Here is a 16814-nt window from a genome sequence, read left to right on the forward strand (position 1 = left end):
ACTCCTCAGGCTCTGACGCGGGTATTGTGGTGAACGGGCTTGCTGCTCAGCATAATCAGACCAATCAGGCCGACCACCATCGCTGCAGTAATGATGTACTGGTGCAGCAGCGCGGCGGCGAACCCAATACCAATGAGTACCACGAGGGTGACGATAATCAGAAAGATACGCGCCCCACGACCAGATGCGGCACGTAACATCAAGGTCAGTACCGCCAGTACCGCGCTGGCAATGGCGACGCCCAGCGCACCGATGGTATCGGTAACGCCGGTAAGAGGCGTCAGCCAGGCGTATAACGCCACCGCGACGCCAATGACCGCAGCCAGCAGCAGCAATATCGTGCCAGCGCGGGAGGATTGAGAATGTAACATACCAGGAACTCCCCCTATCAAAACAAAATTAACCAATAATTCAGGCTCGTGGATTTATGCGGCTGCGACTTGCATGGGCAATAGCGAAAAACTCAGGCAGTAAGAAAAACAGCGGCATAGATCACTAAACGTAACTGAGTATAGAAGAAGGATTTTAAAGGGGGCGTGCAAACACGGCATAGCCGCGTAGTTGGGCATAAAAAATGCCGCCTGAGGAGGCGGCATAATGATGTTAACGAACCAGATGCAGGAAGTGCAGATGCTTTTCGTACTGGTCGAGAATATCGTTGATCAGCTGCTCCTGGTTCCAGCTCATCACGTCGTAATTCTGTCCCCCTTCTTTGAGGTAGACTTCCGCACGATAGTATCGGTGTTGCTCCGCCTGCTGTTCGTCGTTGTCTATCGCCGACAGGGCAAAGGTCGGAGAGTTATAGCCCCGCAGCCTCACCTCATAGAGGAAGTTCAGTTCGTTGCCTAAGTCCACCTCAAGACGAATACGATCGTCGGAGGCATCGCTGATTCGGCTCACCGTGCCCTGCTTGCTCAACTCCTCCTGCACGAGGATCATCGCCGGTTTGATGACTTCGTCCATAAAGCGTTTCACCAGCGATCGTTTTGGCAGATAGGCAATGTTGCGTAAACGACGCTGCCACGGAATAGGATTGCGGGCCGCGGTCGGCGCAATCGTCGCCATGCTCAGGCTCTCGCGTTTGGTTAAATCCCGACGCAGCGCTTTGAGCAGCCCGTAGATGGAAATCAGCAGGATGATGGAAAACGGTAACGCGCTGGCGATGGTGACGGTTTGCAGCGCGCTTAACCCACCCGCGAGCAGCAGCGCAATCGCCACCACGCCCATCAGCGCGGCCCAGAAAATGCGCTGCCAGACGGGAGTATTGGCCTCGCCGCCGGATGCCAGCGTATCCACCACCATCGCCCCGGAGTCGGCCGAGGTGACAAAGAAGACGATGACCATCGCCATGGCGATAAACGACAGCACAGACGAGAACGGGAAGTGCTCAAGGAAGTTGAAGAGCGCCAGCGCAACGTCCTGCTGCACCGTATTCGCCAGATCGGTTGCCCCCTCGCGCATGATGAGATTGATCGCGCTGTTGCCGAAGACGGTCATCCACATCAGCGTGAAGCCCGCGGGAACAAAGAGCACCCCGGTGACGAATTCACGGATGGTTCTGCCGCGGGAGACGCGGGCGATAAACATCCCGACAAACGGTGACCAGGAGAGCCACCAGCCCCAGTAGAGCAGCGTCCAGCCACCCAGCCAGTTGCTGGATTTTGGCTCGTAGGCGTAAAGATTGAACGTCTTACTCACCAGCTCGGAGAGATAGCCGCCGGTGTTTTCCACGAAGGATTTCAGCAGCAGCACGGTTGGACCCAGGCACAGTACCAGCGCCAGCAGCAGTAACGCCAGCCCCAGGTTAAGCTCGGACAGGATACGAATGCCTTTATCCAGCCCGGAGACCACGGAAATTGTCGCGAGCCCGGTGATGACCACGATCAGGATAACCTGCACCGTTTCGTTGATGGGCACCCCGAAGAGATGATTGAGCCCGGCGTTCACCTGCAGCACGCCATAACCCAGCGAGGTCGCCACCCCAAAAACGGTACCGATAACGGCAAAAATATCAACGGCATGGCCTATCGGACCATGAATTTTGTCGCCAATAATGGGATAAAGCGCCGAGCGCAACGTCAGAGGCAGGCCGTGCCGGTAGCTGAAAAAGGCCAGGATTAGCGCCACAATGGCGTAGATAGCCCATGCATGAAGCCCCCAGTGGAAGAAGGTCAGCCGCATCGCCTCTTTCGCGGCGGTGACGGTCTCGGGCGTACCTACCGGTGGAGAGAGATAGTGCATAACCGGCTCGGCCACGCCGAAGAACATCAGGCCGATCCCCATACCCGCTGAAAAGAGCATGGCAAACCAGGAGTGATAGCTGAAATCGGGCTGGGCATGATCGGGGCCAAGTTTGATATCGCCGTAGCGCGACAACCCCAGGAAGGTCACGCTGAGTAAGATCAGCGCGACCGCCAGGATGTAGAACCAGCTGGCGTTGGTGAATATTTGCTGCTGTAGCAGTTTAAAATTTTTGTCAGCTACGTCAGGAAAAATCGCTGCAAAAGCAACTAGAAGGAAAATTAACAAAGCAGATGTATAGAATACCGCTTTGTTAATCTTGCTTTCAGACTTCTGGGGGATGGTGTTATTTTCACTCATATTTTATCTATTCCATTAATCCGGATGTGAGGAATCACCTCTTTGAGGTTAGCAAATTTACGCTGCTTATGCAGGTGCTGATGACATTGTCATCGGATTATCTCCTTGTGATTACTGGGTTTAATTTATTGAGATCGGGTCTTTAGTTGGCTGACATAATGTCATCGGACAGGTAAAACGACAAAAGAAAAAGCCCCGCGATATTGCTATCGCAGGGCTTATCTAATCTGGCGGAAGCGCAGAGATTCGAACTCTGGAACCCTTTCGGGTCGCCGGTTTTCAAGACCGGTGCCTTCAACCGCTCGGCCACACTTCCAGAATGAGGCGAACTATAAACAGCTCCTTGCGCCCTGTAAAGCGTGCCCGCGATCGTTCGCCTGAAAAATAGTCAAAATGCGGTTAATCGGTTGAATAGCCAACACCCTGACCATTTTATCAGCACAAAATCACGCGCTGACTGCTCAGTGTTTTTTGATATACATATCTTTGGTGAAGTAGTACCCCAGCTTATCCGGCGTAAATCCGCCCACCCACGGCTTCACCAGATGGGTGCGCACGTAGTGATAGACCGGAATAGCCGGGACATCCCGCGCCAGCAGATCTTCGGCCTGCTGGTAAAATGCCCCGCGCTCGGCGGTGGTTTTCGCCTTCGCGGCATTAGCCAGCGCCTCGTCATAGGCCGCATTACTGTACTGGCTGGTGTTCTGACTGTCACCGGTACGGAAGTTATTCAGGAAAGTCGCCGCATCGTCGAAATCGGCGATCCAGGCGTAGCGCACCGCGTCAAAGTTGTGGGTATGCATGGTGTCCAGCATCGTTTTCCACTCCTGGTTTTGCAGCTTCGCCTCCACGCCGAGGTTTTTCTTCCACATCGAGCTGACGGCAATGGCAATCCGCTGGTGTGACTCCGAGGTGTTATACAGGAGGTTAAAGCTGAGCGGGTGGCCGTCGTTAAAGCCTGCTTCGTTCAGCAGTTTTTTCGCTTCGGCGATGCGTTTATCCATCGGCCAGCTGGCGTAATCCGGATTTTTCAGTTTCACCCCGCCGATATCCGGCTGGCTAATCACCCAGGCCGGACGTTGCCCCTGCCCCAGCACCTTCCCGGCAATAATCTCTTTATCCAGCGCCAGGTTCAGCGCCTTGCGCACGCGCGGATCGTTAAACGGCGGCCGGGAGGTATTGAACTGGTAGTAGTAGGTTGCCAGCTGCGGGGAAACATCCACCTCTTTGCCCAGCGTTTTTTGCAGCTGCGCGAACTGGTTGATAGGCAGCGTATAAGCGATATCGATTTCACCCGCCCTGTAGCGGTTCACGTCGGCGGCTTCGGAGGTGATGGGCAGATAAGTCACCTTGTTGATCACCGTATGGGCATTGTCCCAGTAGCGCGGGTTGCGCTCGGCGACGATCCGCTCGTTGACCACCCACTGCTTGAGGGTATAGGCCCCGCTGCCAACAAAGTGCTCCGGCCTGGACCATTTATCGCCGTAGCGACCAATCAGGACCTTATCCACCGGCACCAGCGACGGGTGCGCCAGCATGGCAAGAAATGCCGCGTTGGGCTGATCCAGCGTCACTTCCAGAGTGGTGTCGTTCAGCGCCTTCACCCCCAGGGTATCAGGGGCTTTTTTCCCCTCGGCGATATCGGTGGCGTTGACCATATGCATGTTGCCTGGGAAGCTGGCATACGGCGAGACGGTTTTGGGGTCCACCAGCCGCTGCCAGCTCCAGACTACGTCCTGGGCAGTAATCGCTGTACCGTCACTCCAGGTAATCCCCGGACGGAGATGGAAGGTCCAGACGGTGTTGTCTTTGTTCTCCCATTTCTCGGCCAGCCGCGGCTGGATCTCACCTTGCGGCGAGACGCTCACCAGCCCGTCGAATATATCGCTGATAATATTGAATTCGACATCGCTTTCGACTTTATGCGGATCGAGCGATGCCGGCTCATTGCCATTATTCCTGACCAGTTCCTGCTTCTCTGCCAGCTCTGTTCCTGCCGGTACACTGGCGGCGAACGCCGTTGTGCTTGCGCACAGGATGCCTGCCGTCAGTAAAGAGAGGGTAAATGTTGCTTGTGATGAGGGTTTCATGTCCTTCGCCTTATAGTTTAGTTTTGACGATGCAAAATAACTCTTAGCGCTGGGGCTGGAATAAGGCAATATATTTCAGTGACCTATAAGAGCTTGATCTGATTAATCCTGACAAACCGGGGTTTGTGCTGCATTGAGCGCATTGCGAAACATTTCATGCTACCTCAATACCTAAGATGCTGAGTAAAGATGGGTAAAACCATTTTATAACCGGCGCGTCGTTTTCTATTCTTGCCGTCAATTACATCTGTCATAAGAGAGTGACTCATGGATCGTATTATTAGTTCTTCACGCGACCGCACATCGCTACTCAGCACCCACAAGGTGCTGCGCAATACCTACTTTATGCTCAGCCTGACGCTGGCCTTCTCCGCGCTGACGGCCACCGCCAGCACCGTGCTGATGCTGCCATCGCCGGGGCTGATCCTGACTCTGGTAGGTATGTATGGTCTGATGTTCCTGACCTACAAAACGGCTAACAAGCCGGTAGGTATTTTGTCGGCGTTCGCCTTCACCGGTTTCCTGGGCTACATCCTGGGGCCAATGCTTAACACCTACCTGTCTGCCGGTATGGGCGATCTGATCGGCCTGGCGCTGGGGGGGACAGCACTGGTCTTCTTCTGCTGTTCTGCCTATGTGCTGACCACCCGCAAGGACATGTCTTTCCTTGGCGGTATGCTGATGGCGGGCATCGTCGTAGTGCTGATCGGTATGGTGGCGAACATCTTCCTGCAGCTGCCAGCTCTGCACCTGGCTATCAGCGCCGTGTTCATCCTGATCTCCTCCGGGGCGATCCTGATGGAAACCAGCAACATCATTCATGGCGGTGAGACGAACTACATCCGCGCTACCGTGAGCCTGTATGTATCGCTGTACAACATCTTTGTCAGCCTGTTGAGCATCCTGGGCTTCGCCAGCCGCGATTAACCGACAGTGCTCTATAACCAGCCCCGCTTATGCGGGGCTTTCTTTTTTGGTAAACTGTTGCGGTTTTCGATAATTCCGTGATGATTATGCTGAACTTTGAAGGTAAAGAGATTGAGACCGATAGCGAAGGCTATCTGAAAGAGACCAGCCAGTGGAGCGAAGGGCTGGCGGCGATTATCGCCGAAAAAGAGTCTATTGCCCTGACGCCAGAGCACTGGGAAGTGGTGCGCTTTGTGCGCGACTTCTATCTGGAATTTAACACCTCTCCCGCCATCCGCATGCTGGTGAAAGCGATGGCCAATAAGTATGGCGAGGAGAAAGGCAACAGCCGCTACCTCTATCGTCTGTTCCCGAAAGGCCCGGCAAAACAGGCAACCAAAATCGCCGGTCTGCCTAAGCCCGTGAAGTGCATTTAATAGCGAATACCGAAGTTCACGTATTCCCGGCCGGGTTGATGCGGTTCTGACAGAACCTTTTCAACCCGTGCAATGCGCGGCCCGCCCGCCTTAAGCCAGGCGAGCAGTTTATCGACCTGTTCCGCCTCGCCGCAGGCCACCACTTCGACGCTTCCGTCATCCAGATTACGCGCGTAACCGGTCAGCCCCAGCTCCGTGGCTTCTCGCTGCGTGCTGTAACGAAAGCCCACACCCTGAACCGTGCCGTGAACCCACGCGATGATGCAGACATTTGCCATACTCCCTCCCCTTATCCATGCCTGACCTGAACCCAAAGAATAGCAAATTATGGCTCCAGGTTTAGCGTAGCGTTTTGGGCAAACAGCCGTAATGCTGGCGGAAACGGGCCGTGAAACGCGAGCTGGACAGGTACCCGCACTGCATGGCGATCTCGCCGATGGGCAGGCGGGTCGACTGTAGCTGCGAGAGCGCTACCGCCATGCGTACCTCCTCCACAATCTGGCGAAAACTTTGCGACTCTTCCCGTAAGCGTCGGCGCAAGGTGGGTACGCTTACGGCCAGACGGCTGGCGATCTCCTGCGCGGTCCATGCCTTACCGGGCGACACCATGATGAAATGCCGTACCTGCTCGGTAAGATTGATATTTCTCTCGATAAGCAGCGGCCCTGCCACCCCATCATGCAGCAGCGCCAGCAGGAGCCCGAAGGCCTGATGCTTTTGCAGCTCTTCCGGAAAACCGTGCCGCACCGCATGCAGCAGATTGCTCCACATAAAGGCCAGCCCTTCGCTGAGCGGAGCACACAACGAGTCCGTTCTGGCGCGCGGCCAGGATTGCAGGTAGCGCGTTTTAAACTCGGCGATAATGTCGGGGGATAACAGCAGCAGATCGGAATGAAACAGCTCCTGCGCGGGCTGATTAATGATCTCCATTGGGGTATTCGCCGGAATAATGATTAGCTCATCCGGCGTCGCCACTAAGCGCCGCTCATCCTGAATAATCACCTTGCTGCCGTGTGTAATATGGCAAATGGCCGGGTAAAAAAGCTTTACGTGGTGCAGGCGATGCATTTTGCTGGCATTGACCTCAGCCGCTGTCAGATGATTATGTTGAAAATGAAAATCCTGCACCGGACCACCTTTTATCGTGCGTATGTTGCGGTTAATTGCGCTTTAGCCAGTACATGGCTGTTGAGCATGAAACCGACCAGCGCGCCGCTGGCATTACTGTCGATTGGCAGTTTATCCACATTCAGCGCCCAGACGGTGAACTGATAGGGGTGCGGTTTATCCCCTTCCGGCGGACACGCCCCACCAAAGCCAGCATACCCGAAATCGTTCCGCCCCTGCACCGCCCCTGCGGGTAATTTATCGCTGTTCGTTTTTCCGGCGCCAGCGGGCAGGCTCAGCGTGTGAGCGGGAAGATTGACCAGGGTCCAGTGCCACCAGCCGCTGCCCGTGGGGGCGGCTGGATCGTAGGCCGTGATGGCAAAACTTTTTGTGCCCGCCGGGGGATGCTGCCAGGCCAGCTGTGGCGAGGCATTTCCTCCCTTGCAGCCAAAGCCAGTAAAAACCTGCTGTTGCGTTAAGGGGTGGCCGTCGGCGATATCCTGACTGCTGAGACTAAACGGCAACGCCGCAGACGCAGTAAAACTGATTGTCGCCAGCGTAATGGCGGCGATGGCAATGTGCTTTTTCATTGTGGTTTCCTTTTGCTGAACCGGAAACCTCACTGTAAAGCTCACGACGAATTCATAATGTGCCTGAGCGATTTTAAAATGTGCCGAAACGCTCAATAGTGTCCGCAGATGATTGCCACTGACCATCTGTGCTACTCTACGCGCCATTTCCCTGGAATCGACAGAACAGAAAATTATGAGTGTACGTTTAGTGTTAGCCAAAGGGCGCGAGAAATCATTGCTGCGCCGCCATCCCTGGGTCTTCTCCGGTGCAGTTGCCCGTATGGAAGGCAAAGCCAGCCTCGGTGAAACCATCGATATCGTTGACCACCAGGGTAAATGGTTAGCGCGCGGCGCATACTCGCCTGCGTCCCAGATCCGGGCGCGCGTCTGGACGTTTAATAAAGATGAATCCATCGATATCGACTTCTTTGTCCGTCGCCTGGAGCAGGCGCAGCAGTGGCGCGACTGGCTGGCAAAACGCGACGGGCTGGACAGCTATCGTCTGATCGCCGGTGAATCCGACGGTCTGCCAGGCGTGACCATCGACCGTTTTGGCAATTTCCTGGTGCTGCAGCTGCTAAGCGCGGGGGCGGAGTATCAACGCGCGGCGTTAATCAGCGCGCTGCAGACGCTGTTCCCTGAGTGTGCCATTTACGATCGCAGCGACGTCGCGGTGCGTAAAAAAGAGGGCATGGAACTGACCCAGGGTCCGGTAACGGGCGAACTGCCACCTGCCCTGCTGCCTATCGAAGAGCACGGCATGAAACTGCTGGTGGATATTCAGGGCGGCCACAAAACCGGTTACTACCTCGATCAGCGCGACAGCCGTCTGGCAACACGCCAGTACGTTGCCGACAAGCGCGTGCTGAACTGCTTCTCCTATACCGGCGGTTTTGCGGTTTCGGCGCTGATGGGCGGATGTCGTCAGGTGGTGAGCGTGGATACGTCCCAGGAAGCGCTGGACGTGGCGAAGCAGAACGTCGAGCTGAACAAGCTGGATCTCAGTAAAGCCGAGTTTGTGCGCGATGACGTCTTTAAGCTGCTGCGCAAATACCGCGACCAGGGCGAGACGTTTGACGTGATCGTCATGGATCCGCCGAAGTTCGTGGAAAATAAAAACCAGCTGATGGGCGCCTGTCGTGGGTATAAAGACATTAATATGCTCGCCATCCAGCTGCTTAATCCGGGCGGAGTGTTGCTGACCTTCTCCTGTTCCGGCCTGATGACCACCGAATTATTCCAGAAAATTATCGCGGATGCCGCTGTAGATGCTGGTCGTGATGTACAATTTATAGAGCAGTTCCGTCAGGCGGCCGATCATCCGGTGATCGCTACCTATCCGGAAGGGCTGTATCTGAAAGGATTTGCCTGTCGCATCATGTAACTTGAAAAGTGGAATGTTGCCCACACCTATAGTGTAAGTAACGTTTCCCGGGAGGTGACTATGAATGCCAGCAAATTCGGTATCGGCCAGCAGGTCCGCCATTCCCTGTTAGGTTATCTGGGTGTGGTCGTGGATATCGACCCGGAATATTCTCTCGACGAGCCGTCAGCGGATGAGCTGGCGGTGAATGCAGAACTCCGCGCCGCGCCCTGGTACCACGTGGTGATGGAAGATGACGATGGCCAGGCCGTGCATACCTATCTTGCCGAAGCCCAGTTAAGTAGCGAACAGCAGGATGAACATCCTGAACAGCCATCGATGGATGAACTGGCGCAAACGATCCGCAAACAGTTGCAGGCGCCGCGCCTGCGTAACTAATGAAAACCCGGTAGCCCACGGCTGACCGGGTTTTTTATTACTTCGCCATCCCGAGACGGGGGATCTCAATGGCCGGGCAGCGATCCATCACCACATTCAGGCCTGCATCCCGTGCCAGCACCGCCGCCTGTTCATTGATTACCCCGAGCTGTAGCCACAACGTTTTCGCCCCGACCGCAATGGCTTCCTGCGCCACCCCCCAGGCCGCTTCAGAGTTGCGGAACACATCCACCATATCGATTTTTTCCGGTACTTCCGCCAGGGTGCCGTATCCCTGCTGGCCCAGCAATGTTTTGCCTGCCACTTTTGGTGATACCGGGATCACGTGATAGCCCTGGTCGAGCAGGTATTTCATCACCCGATAACTCGGGCGATCGGGCTTATCACTCGCCCCTACCAACGCAATGGTTCGGGTGGTGGTAAGGATGTCAGCTATGTTGTTCTCTTTCATTTATCTCCTCCTGGCTCGTTCAAACCGGGTATCAGCGCCGTTAAGTATCTTCTCATCCCATACGTCTGTATGAGGGCAAATTGCCGGACCCTGTCTATATGTTAGTAAATATGATTAACGAAAAATTTTGATACATTATTCAAGACGCATGTCTTTTAAGAGGGCTCTCTATGAAAACCGGCATTGCCTGGAGTCTGTTTGCGCTGCTCATGCCGGTTTGCGTTTTCGCCACAACGCTGCGGCTCTCTACAGACATCGACCTGCTGGTACTTGATGGCAAAAAAGTCTCCAGTTCCCTGCTGCGCGGCGCCGATAGCATAGAGTTGGACAACGGTCCGCATCAGATTGTCTTCCGGGTAGAAAAAACCATTCGCCTTGGCAATCACGAGGAGCGCATCTATATCTCCCCTCCTCTGGTCGCCAGCTTTAACACCCAGCGGATCAGTCAGGTTAATTTTAGCCTTCCGCGGCTGGAAACAGAAAAAGAGTCACAACTTTTTGATAAATCACCGCAAATCGAATTGCTGGATGGTGACGCGACCCCGATTCCGGTCAAGCTGGATATTCTGGCGATCACCAATACGCCGAACGGCGTCAATTACGAGTACGATACCGAGCGCTATAACAAAGCCGGGCAGAGCGCCTCGATACCGCAGTTTTCTACCACCATGGCCGATGACAGCACGCTCTTGTCCGGCGTGTCTGAACTGGATATGCCGCCACCGCAATCCCAGAGCATGACGGAGCAGCGCCTGAAATACTGGTTTGCCCAGGCCGATCCCGAGACCCGAAGCCGTTTCCTGCAATGGGCGAAGCAACAACCCTCGTCCTGAGCCGCATTTTTTATCCCTTTCTCTTGCAGCGTCAGGTGCTTCCAGTAATCTGTAGCCAGTTAACTAACGGATAGAGACTATGGAACTCACAACCCGCACACTGCCGGAACGCAAACATATCGCCCTTGTCGCGCACGATCACTGCAAACAGATGCTGCTCAACTGGGTTCAGCGTCATAAATCCCTGCTGGGACAACATCAGCTTTCGGCCACCGGAACAACCGGCAACCTGATCCATCGTGAGACCGGGCTGCAGGTGAATGCCATGCTGAGCGGCCCTATGGGGGGCGATCAGCAGGTGGGCGCCCAGATTTCGGAAGGAAAGATTGATGTGCTGATCTTCTTCTGGGACCCGCTCAATGCAGTACCGCACGATCCGGACGTAAAAGCCCTGTTGCGTCTGGCAACGGTGTGGAATATTCCGGTCGCCACTAACCTGTCGACGGCGGACTTTATTATCGAATCCCCACAGTTCAACTCGCCGGTGGAGATCCTGATCCCGGATTATCAGCGCTATCTGGCTGAACGTCTGAAGTAAATGCCCGTCCTGCCGGGTGGCGGCTTCGCCTTACCCGGCCTACGGTTTCCGTGCCACCGGCACATCGATGTTTTTCAACATCTCCACAAAGCGTGACGGCTGCTGTTTATTGAACAGCAACCAGACCCGGTGGCGGGCGCGGGTCATCGCCACATATAACAATCGCCGCTCTTCGGCATCGGGAAAGTCTTCAGTCACAGGCAGCAGAGCCTGCTCCATGACCGATTCGCGCGCAGGCGCCGGGAAACCGTCGCTTCCTTCCTGTAACCCCACGACGATGACATAGTCCGCCTGCTGCCCCTTGCTGGCGTGGATGGTCATAAAATCCAGCTGCAACTTTGGCCAGCGGGTCGCGGCTTTCTCCAGGCTGGCGGGCTTGAGATGGTGATAGCGCGCCAGCACCAGAATGCGCTCCTCCGGTCTGGCGTAACCGCTGAGCTTATCCAACAGGGCATCAAGCTGATCGTCTGCCAGCAGCGTGACCGCTTTTTTGTCCCCTGCCGAGAGGCTGTTCAGCGGTTTTGCCAGCTGATGCGGGTTCTGTTGGATAAAGCGGTTGGCAATCTCACCGATCCGGTTATTGAACCGGTAAGTCGTATCGAGATCGCAGCGATCGCCTTCGCCAAAGTAGTGATGAAACGCGGTAGTCAGCGACAGCTGTGCGCCACTAAAGCGATAGATCGCCTGCCAGTCGTCCCCCACGGCGAACAGAGTGGTGTGCTTGTTCTGTGCCCGCAGCGCCGCCAGCAGCGCCGCACGCTGAGGGGAGATATCCTGAAACTCATCCACCAGTATGTGTTTCCAGGGGCTGATAAAACGACCTTTTTCCAGAATAACGATCGCCTGATGAATCAGGCCGGAAAAATCAACGGCGTTTTCTGCTTTCAGGGCAGCTTTCCACGCCTTAAGCAGCGGTGCCATCAACTTCACCCGCTTTGAAAACAGCGCCTGCACCTCTTCAGGGGCGCCGGCAATCATCTCTGCCTGAGCGCCACCGTGCATGCGCATCAGGCTTACCCAGCGATCGAGCCGGGGTGCCAGTCGGCGCGCCAGCTTCTCGTTTTGCCAGAAACTGCCCTCCGGCACGTCCCAGTTCAGCTCCTCTTCCAGCCACTGGCGCCAGCCTTTGGCCTGCGCTTTTTTATCGCTACACTGCTGCTGCCAGGCATCGATAAATAGCTTCTGCCGCGCCGCGGTGTCATTTTCAAGCTCGCTGACCACGGGCACCTTTTTACTCCCCTGCTGAATGATGTGCAGGGCAAGGGAGTGGAAGGTTCGGGCGGTAATGTCGCGGGTATGCAGCCGCGCCTCGATCCGCTCATCCATCTCCTGGGCCGCCTTACGGCCAAAGGCCAGGAGTAAAATCTGATCGGCAGAGGCTTCATTGCGGGTCAGCAGCCAGCCTGCCCTGGCCACCAGCACCGAGGTTTTGCCACTACCGGCACCGGCCAGCACCAGCAGCGACGACTCGCCATTGACCACCGCCCGGGCCTGGGCCGGATTGAGGGGGGAAGACTCAATACCGGCAAAAAAGTCGGCATACTGGCTGAGCATGGCGTCGGTCCACGCCTGATTGTGCGCCAGCCTGCTCTGGTCAATGTCTTCCAGCCAGGCCTGACACTGACGCCAGGCTTCCCGGCAGTTATCAAACTCGTCGAGCCGTGAGACGGACAATGGCAAGGCCTGTAACGCCTGGCGAATTTTTTGCTGCAAACCGAGCGTTTTTTCCCGCGTCAGCCAGCTGTTTTGCTCATTTGTTGCGGCAATGTCATTCAGCGCGTTTTGCAGGACCTGCGCCGCCACCTCACTCATTTCAGCACTCCACTGCTGCCAGAGCGTGTTCAGATGGTGGTGAAAACGCTGGGTTTCCGCCCACTCGGTGCCATGCAGACGGACCACTTTTTCATCGGGCAGAACAAACTCCAGCTCCCCCCAGACCAGGCCGCGTTTGCAGTGAATGGCCAATAGCTGGTTGAAAGGGATGAGATATTCATGACGTTCGCCTGAGACCTTGACCCCGGCGTTGAGCAGAACGACTTTGTCGTACGGATGTTGTGCCAGGCGCTTGCCTAACGATGTTGCTTTCAGTTCCATGTCCAGCCTGATCCACGACGTGAATAATTGCATAACAGTTTAACTGCCAGTTTTCAGGTGCTCCAGCGCAAAAAAACGTTACAATCAGCAGGGCTTCAACATTACGGCAAGAATTGAGGTTTTATGCGTACCGTTCTGAATATTTTGAATTTTGTGCTGGGTGGTTTTGTCACTACCCTCTCCTGGCTGCTGGCGACGCTGGTCAGCGTGGTGCTGATCTTCACCCTGCCGCTGACGCGCTCCTGCTGGGAAATCACCAAACTCTCGCTGGTGCCTTACGGTAACGAAGCGGTTCACGTGGATGAACTGGAGCCTGACAGTAAAAGTACGCTGATGAACACCGGCGGAACGCTGCTCAATATTCTGTGGCTGATCTTTTTCGGCTGGTGGCTGTGTGTGATGCATATTGCGGCGGGGATCGCCCAGTGCCTGACCCTGATTGGCATCCCCGTCGGGATCGCCAATTTCAAAATTGCCGCCATCGCTCTATGGCCGGTCGGACGCCGGGTTGTGCCGGTGGAAGTGGCCCGCGCCGCGCGGGAAGCCAACGCCCGCCGTCGTTTTCCGTAACAAGGACTCCGCGCGCCCATGCTAAGCCCCCTGCTTCGCCGCTACACCCTGAACAGCGCCTGGCTCTACAATGCCCGGATCTTTATTGCCCTGTGTGGCAGCACCGCCCTGCCCTGGTGGCTGGGCGAAGTAAAGCTGACCATCCCGCTGACGCTGGGGGTGGTTGCCGGTGCGCTGGCCGACCTGGACGATCGCCTTACCGGTCGGCTGCGCAATCTGGTTATCACCCTGATCTGCTTTTTTATCGCCTCTGCATCGGTTGAGCTGCTCTTCCCGTGGCCATGGTTTTTCGCGATTGGGCTGACGCTCTCCACCAGCGTCTTTATTCTGCTGGGTGGGCTGGGCCAGCGCTACGCCACCATCGCCTTTGGCGCGCTGCTTATTGCCATCTATACCATGCTGGGGGTGTCGCTGTATGACCAGTGGTATCAACAGCCGGTGCTGCTGTTGCTGGGCGCGGTCTGGTATAACCTGCTGACGCTCGCCGGGCATCTTATTTTTCCCATTCGCCCGTTGCAGGATAATCTGGCCCGCAGCTATGAGCAGCTGGCCCACTATCTGGAATTAAAGTCCCGGCTCTTCGATCCGGATATTGAAGATGATGGCCAGGCACCGCTGTACGATCTGGCCCTGGCGAACGGGCAACTGGTGACCACACTAAACCAGACCAAAGCATCGTTACTCACCCGTTTACGCGGCGATCGCGGTCAGCGCGGCACCCGCCGAACCTTACATTATTACTTTGTGGCGCAGGATATCCACGAGCGCGCCAGCTCATCGCATATTCAGTACGCCGATCTGCGCGAAAAGTTTCGCTACAGCGACGTGATGTTCCGCTTCCAGCGTCTGTTGTCCATGCAGTCGCAAGCCTGCCAGCAGCTGTCGCGCTCCATTCTGCTGCGCACCCCTTATCAGCACGATCCGCGATTTGAACGGGCGTTTACCCACCTGGATGCAGCGCTCGACCGCGTTCAGGCCAGCGGCACCTCTGCTGAGCAGATGAAAGCGCTGGGTTTTCTGTTAAATAACTTACGCGCCATAGATGCCCAGCTCGCCACCATCGAATCTGAGCAGGCGCTGGCAACACCCGGTAATGATGTGAATAACCAGCTTGCGGATGACAGTCTGCATGGGTTTAGCGATATCTGGCTGCGTTTAAGTCGTCATTTTTCTCCGGAATCGGCGCTGTTTCGCCATGCGGTGAGGATGTCGCTGGTGCTCTGTATTGGTTATGCTTTTATACAGATAACCGGGCTTAATCACGGCTACTGGATTTTGCTTACCAGCCTCTTTGTCTGTCAGCCCAACTACAACGCCACCCGCCATCGGCTGGCGCTGCGTATTCTCGGCACCCTGGTAGGGGTCGCTGTCGGGTTACCCATCCTTTACTTTGTCCCTTCGCTGGAAGGCCAGCTGATCTTAATTGTGATCACCGGCGTGCTGTTTTTTGCGTTTCGCAATGTGCAATATGCCCACGCCACCATGTTTATCACCCTGCTGGTGCTGCTCTGCTTTAACCTGCTTGGGGAAGGCTTTGAGGTAGCTTTGCCGCGCGTCATTGATACGTTAATTGGCTGCGCCATTGCCTGGGCTGCAGTGAGTTTCATCTGGCCAGACTGGCGGTTCCGTAATCTGCCTCGGGTGCTGGATCAGGCGATGAATGCTAACTGCCGTTATCTCGATGCCATCCTTGAGCAGTATCACCAGGGGCGCGATAACCGTCTGGCGTACCGTATAGCCCGGCGTGACGCCTATAACCGCGACGCGGAGCTGGCTTCTGTGGTGTCGAATATGTCCACGGAGCCGCGGGCAACCGCAGAAACCCGTGAAATCGCATTCCGTTTGCTGTGCCTGAACCATACTTTTACCAGCTACATCGCCGCGTTGGGCGCACACCGCGAGCGGCTCAACAACCCCGCAATCCTGGGGTTGCTCGACGATGCGGTCTGCTATGTTGATGATGCGCTTCATCAACGTCCGGCGGATGAGCCTCGTGTTCAACAGGCACTAAGCGAACTGGCGCAACGCATTTCACATATTGAGCCAGGCGCAGAGAGCAAGGCGCCTCTGGTGCTGCAGCAGATTGGTCTGCTCATCGCGTTGCTGCCAGAAATTTGCCATCTACAACAGCACGTTAATCAACTGCCGGAGTGACGGGCGTCTCAACCGGCAGCTTTTTGTACCACTCCACCAGCTCCTGGCGTCTGACTTCCGGGAGCGCAGCGACGTGGAGCCCGGTGATCGCCCCTTCCAGCGCAAACAGCACCTTGTAACTGAGGTGCTTGTTCAGCGCTCTGATCTTCAGCCAGCACTGTTCTGCTCCCAGCTCACGTAATGCCTCTTCATTGGTGATGCCCGCTTCATAGAGCAGGATCTCCAGCTGAAAGGTGAGATTGGGTAAATCTTTCAGCCTCTCGCGCTTGTAGCGTTCGCAGCGCTCCCGCCGCGCCGCCTCCAGCGCAAACGACGAGAGCTGCAGAAGCGTTTCGCGATCCTGCCAGAGTCCTTCATCGACGCGAAAATAGTTTAACAACACCGGCCGCCCCCGCTTCACCAGCGACAGGAAAGACGAGGCATGCTTTACGCAGTAGGGTGCACTCTCTTCACAGGCCCGCAGGTATAACTCCCCTTCCGACACCATGGCAAATACCGTGTCATCTACCGCCAGAGTGTAACCGCCAAACAGGGCACGATACTGAACCTCGCCCAGAGGAGACAGGTATTCTGCTGATTGATAGATCCGTTCATACGATAACTTTTTCATGATATTTCCCTTTTAAATCATGGAGTAATGATGAAGTCGCTTGTTAACGGATCCGTTAGCCAAAAAATAGGTAACTTATGATTGAACGG

17 protein-coding genes and 1 tRNA gene are annotated in these 16814 nt (G+C 55.7%); 8 read left to right on the forward strand and 10 right to left on the reverse strand.

The annotated features are described in order from the left end of the window. Positions 1-5: 5 nt before the first annotated feature. The 4 genes from B3X29_RS04015 to B3X29_RS04030 all read right to left on the reverse strand — a co-directional run bounded on the left by B3X29_RS04015 (position 6) and on the right by B3X29_RS04030 (position 4691). A complete protein-coding gene (locus B3X29_RS04015; RefSeq protein ID WP_103823334.1) occupies positions 6-371 on the reverse strand; it encodes a hypothetical protein in 366 nt (121 codons plus the stop codon). 232 nt (positions 372-603) lie between these two features. Continuing rightward, entirely contained in the window at positions 604-2601 is a 1998-nt protein-coding gene (locus B3X29_RS04020; RefSeq protein WP_103178972.1) for a BCCT family transporter, read from the reverse strand. 228 nt (positions 2602-2829) lie between these two features. Then, a tRNA-Ser gene (locus B3X29_RS04025) sits at positions 2830-2917 on the reverse strand. Positions 2918-3062: 145 nt separating this feature from the next. Further along, on the reverse strand, positions 3063-4691 hold the full coding sequence (locus B3X29_RS04030; protein ID WP_156654233.1) for an ABC transporter substrate-binding protein: 1629 nt from the start codon (positions 4689-4691) through the stop codon (positions 3063-3065). Positions 4692-4958: 267 nt separating this feature from the next. On the opposite strand from B3X29_RS04030, the gene yccA reads away from it, so the two are divergent. Together yccA and tusE are read left to right on the forward strand one after the other, a co-directional pair. After that, positions 4959-5618, forward strand: a complete 660-nt coding sequence (yccA, locus tag B3X29_RS04035; protein ID WP_103823337.1) for an FtsH protease modulator YccA — start codon at positions 4959-4961, stop codon at positions 5616-5618. An 86-nt stretch (positions 5619-5704) separates the two neighbouring features. After that, positions 5705-6034: a sulfurtransferase TusE gene (gene tusE, locus B3X29_RS04040; RefSeq protein WP_103823605.1), complete on the forward strand. Its 330-nt coding sequence runs from the start codon at positions 5705-5707 to the stop codon at positions 6032-6034. Here the strand turns inward: tusE and yccX are convergent. The 3 genes from yccX to B3X29_RS04055 all read right to left on the reverse strand — a co-directional run bounded on the left by yccX (position 6031) and on the right by B3X29_RS04055 (position 7731). Further along, positions 6031-6312: an acylphosphatase gene (yccX, locus tag B3X29_RS04045; RefSeq protein WP_156654232.1), complete on the reverse strand. Its 282-nt coding sequence runs from the start codon at positions 6310-6312 to the stop codon at positions 6031-6033. The genes tusE and yccX overlap by 4 nt on opposite strands. Positions 6313-6373: 61 nt before the next feature. After that, entirely contained in the window at positions 6374-7102 is a 729-nt protein-coding gene (locus tag B3X29_RS04050) for a helix-turn-helix transcriptional regulator (RefSeq protein WP_409201136.1), read from the reverse strand. A gap of 71 nt (positions 7103-7173) precedes the next feature. Continuing rightward, a complete protein-coding gene (locus tag B3X29_RS04055) occupies positions 7174-7731 on the reverse strand; it encodes a kinase inhibitor (protein WP_159339190.1) in 558 nt (185 codons plus the stop codon). Between the two features lie 175 nt (positions 7732-7906). On the opposite strand from B3X29_RS04055, the gene rlmI reads away from it, so the two are divergent. Together rlmI and hspQ are read left to right on the forward strand one after the other, a co-directional pair. After that, positions 7907-9097 (forward strand): 23S rRNA (cytosine(1962)-C(5))-methyltransferase RlmI, encoded by a 1191-nt coding sequence (gene rlmI / locus B3X29_RS04060; RefSeq protein WP_159339191.1) that lies wholly within the window; start codon positions 7907-7909, stop codon positions 9095-9097. Positions 9098-9157: 60 nt separating this feature from the next. After that, a complete protein-coding gene (gene hspQ / locus B3X29_RS04065; protein ID WP_103823342.1) occupies positions 9158-9475 on the forward strand; it encodes a heat shock protein HspQ in 318 nt (105 codons plus the stop codon). A 37-nt stretch (positions 9476-9512) separates the two neighbouring features. Here the strand turns inward: hspQ and B3X29_RS04070 are convergent, their stop codons facing one another. Further along, complete coding sequence (locus B3X29_RS04070; protein ID WP_103178964.1) at positions 9513-9926, reverse strand: CoA-binding protein; 414 nt, start codon at positions 9924-9926, stop codon at positions 9513-9515. 170 nt (positions 9927-10096) lie between these two features. Here B3X29_RS04070 and csgI point away from each other — a divergent pair, with 170 nt between their 5' ends. Both csgI and mgsA read left to right on the forward strand, forming a co-directional pair. Next, on the forward strand, positions 10097-10759 hold the full coding sequence (csgI, locus tag B3X29_RS04075; RefSeq protein WP_103178963.1) for a curli synthesis inhibitor: 663 nt from the start codon (positions 10097-10099) through the stop codon (positions 10757-10759). Positions 10760-10838: 79 nt separating this feature from the next. Continuing rightward, the gene (gene mgsA / locus B3X29_RS04080; RefSeq protein ID WP_103178962.1) at positions 10839-11297 is read left to right on the forward strand and encodes a methylglyoxal synthase; all 459 of its coding nucleotides are present in this window, start codon (positions 10839-10841) and stop codon (positions 11295-11297) included. Between the two features lie 39 nt (positions 11298-11336). Here mgsA and helD read toward each other — a convergent pair whose 3' ends face one another. Next, positions 11337-13391 carry a DNA helicase IV gene (gene helD / locus B3X29_RS04085; RefSeq protein WP_159339192.1) on the reverse strand — a complete coding sequence of 685 codons (2055 nt, stop codon included), beginning with the start codon at positions 13389-13391 and terminating at the stop codon, positions 11337-11339. A 123-nt stretch (positions 13392-13514) separates the two neighbouring features. Between helD and B3X29_RS04090 the strand changes: the two genes are divergently transcribed. After that, positions 13515-13961, forward strand: a complete 447-nt coding sequence (locus tag B3X29_RS04090; RefSeq protein WP_103178960.1) for a YccF domain-containing protein — start codon at positions 13515-13517, stop codon at positions 13959-13961. An 18-nt stretch (positions 13962-13979) separates the two neighbouring features. Then, entirely contained in the window at positions 13980-16115 is a 2136-nt protein-coding gene (yccS, locus tag B3X29_RS04095) for a YccS family putative transporter (protein WP_103178959.1), read from the forward strand. Here yccS and B3X29_RS04100 read toward each other — a convergent pair. Beyond that, positions 16096-16725 (reverse strand): TfoX/Sxy family DNA transformation protein, encoded by a 630-nt coding sequence (locus tag B3X29_RS04100; RefSeq protein WP_159339193.1) that lies wholly within the window; start codon positions 16723-16725, stop codon positions 16096-16098. The genes yccS and B3X29_RS04100 overlap by 20 nt on opposite strands. Between the last annotated feature and the right edge of the window lie 89 nt (positions 16726-16814).

Origin of the sequence: Leclercia sp. UBA5076, assembly GCF_002416465.1 — a bacterium.
In the GTDB taxonomy this organism is placed as follows: domain Bacteria; phylum Pseudomonadota; class Gammaproteobacteria; order Enterobacterales; family Enterobacteriaceae; genus Enterobacter.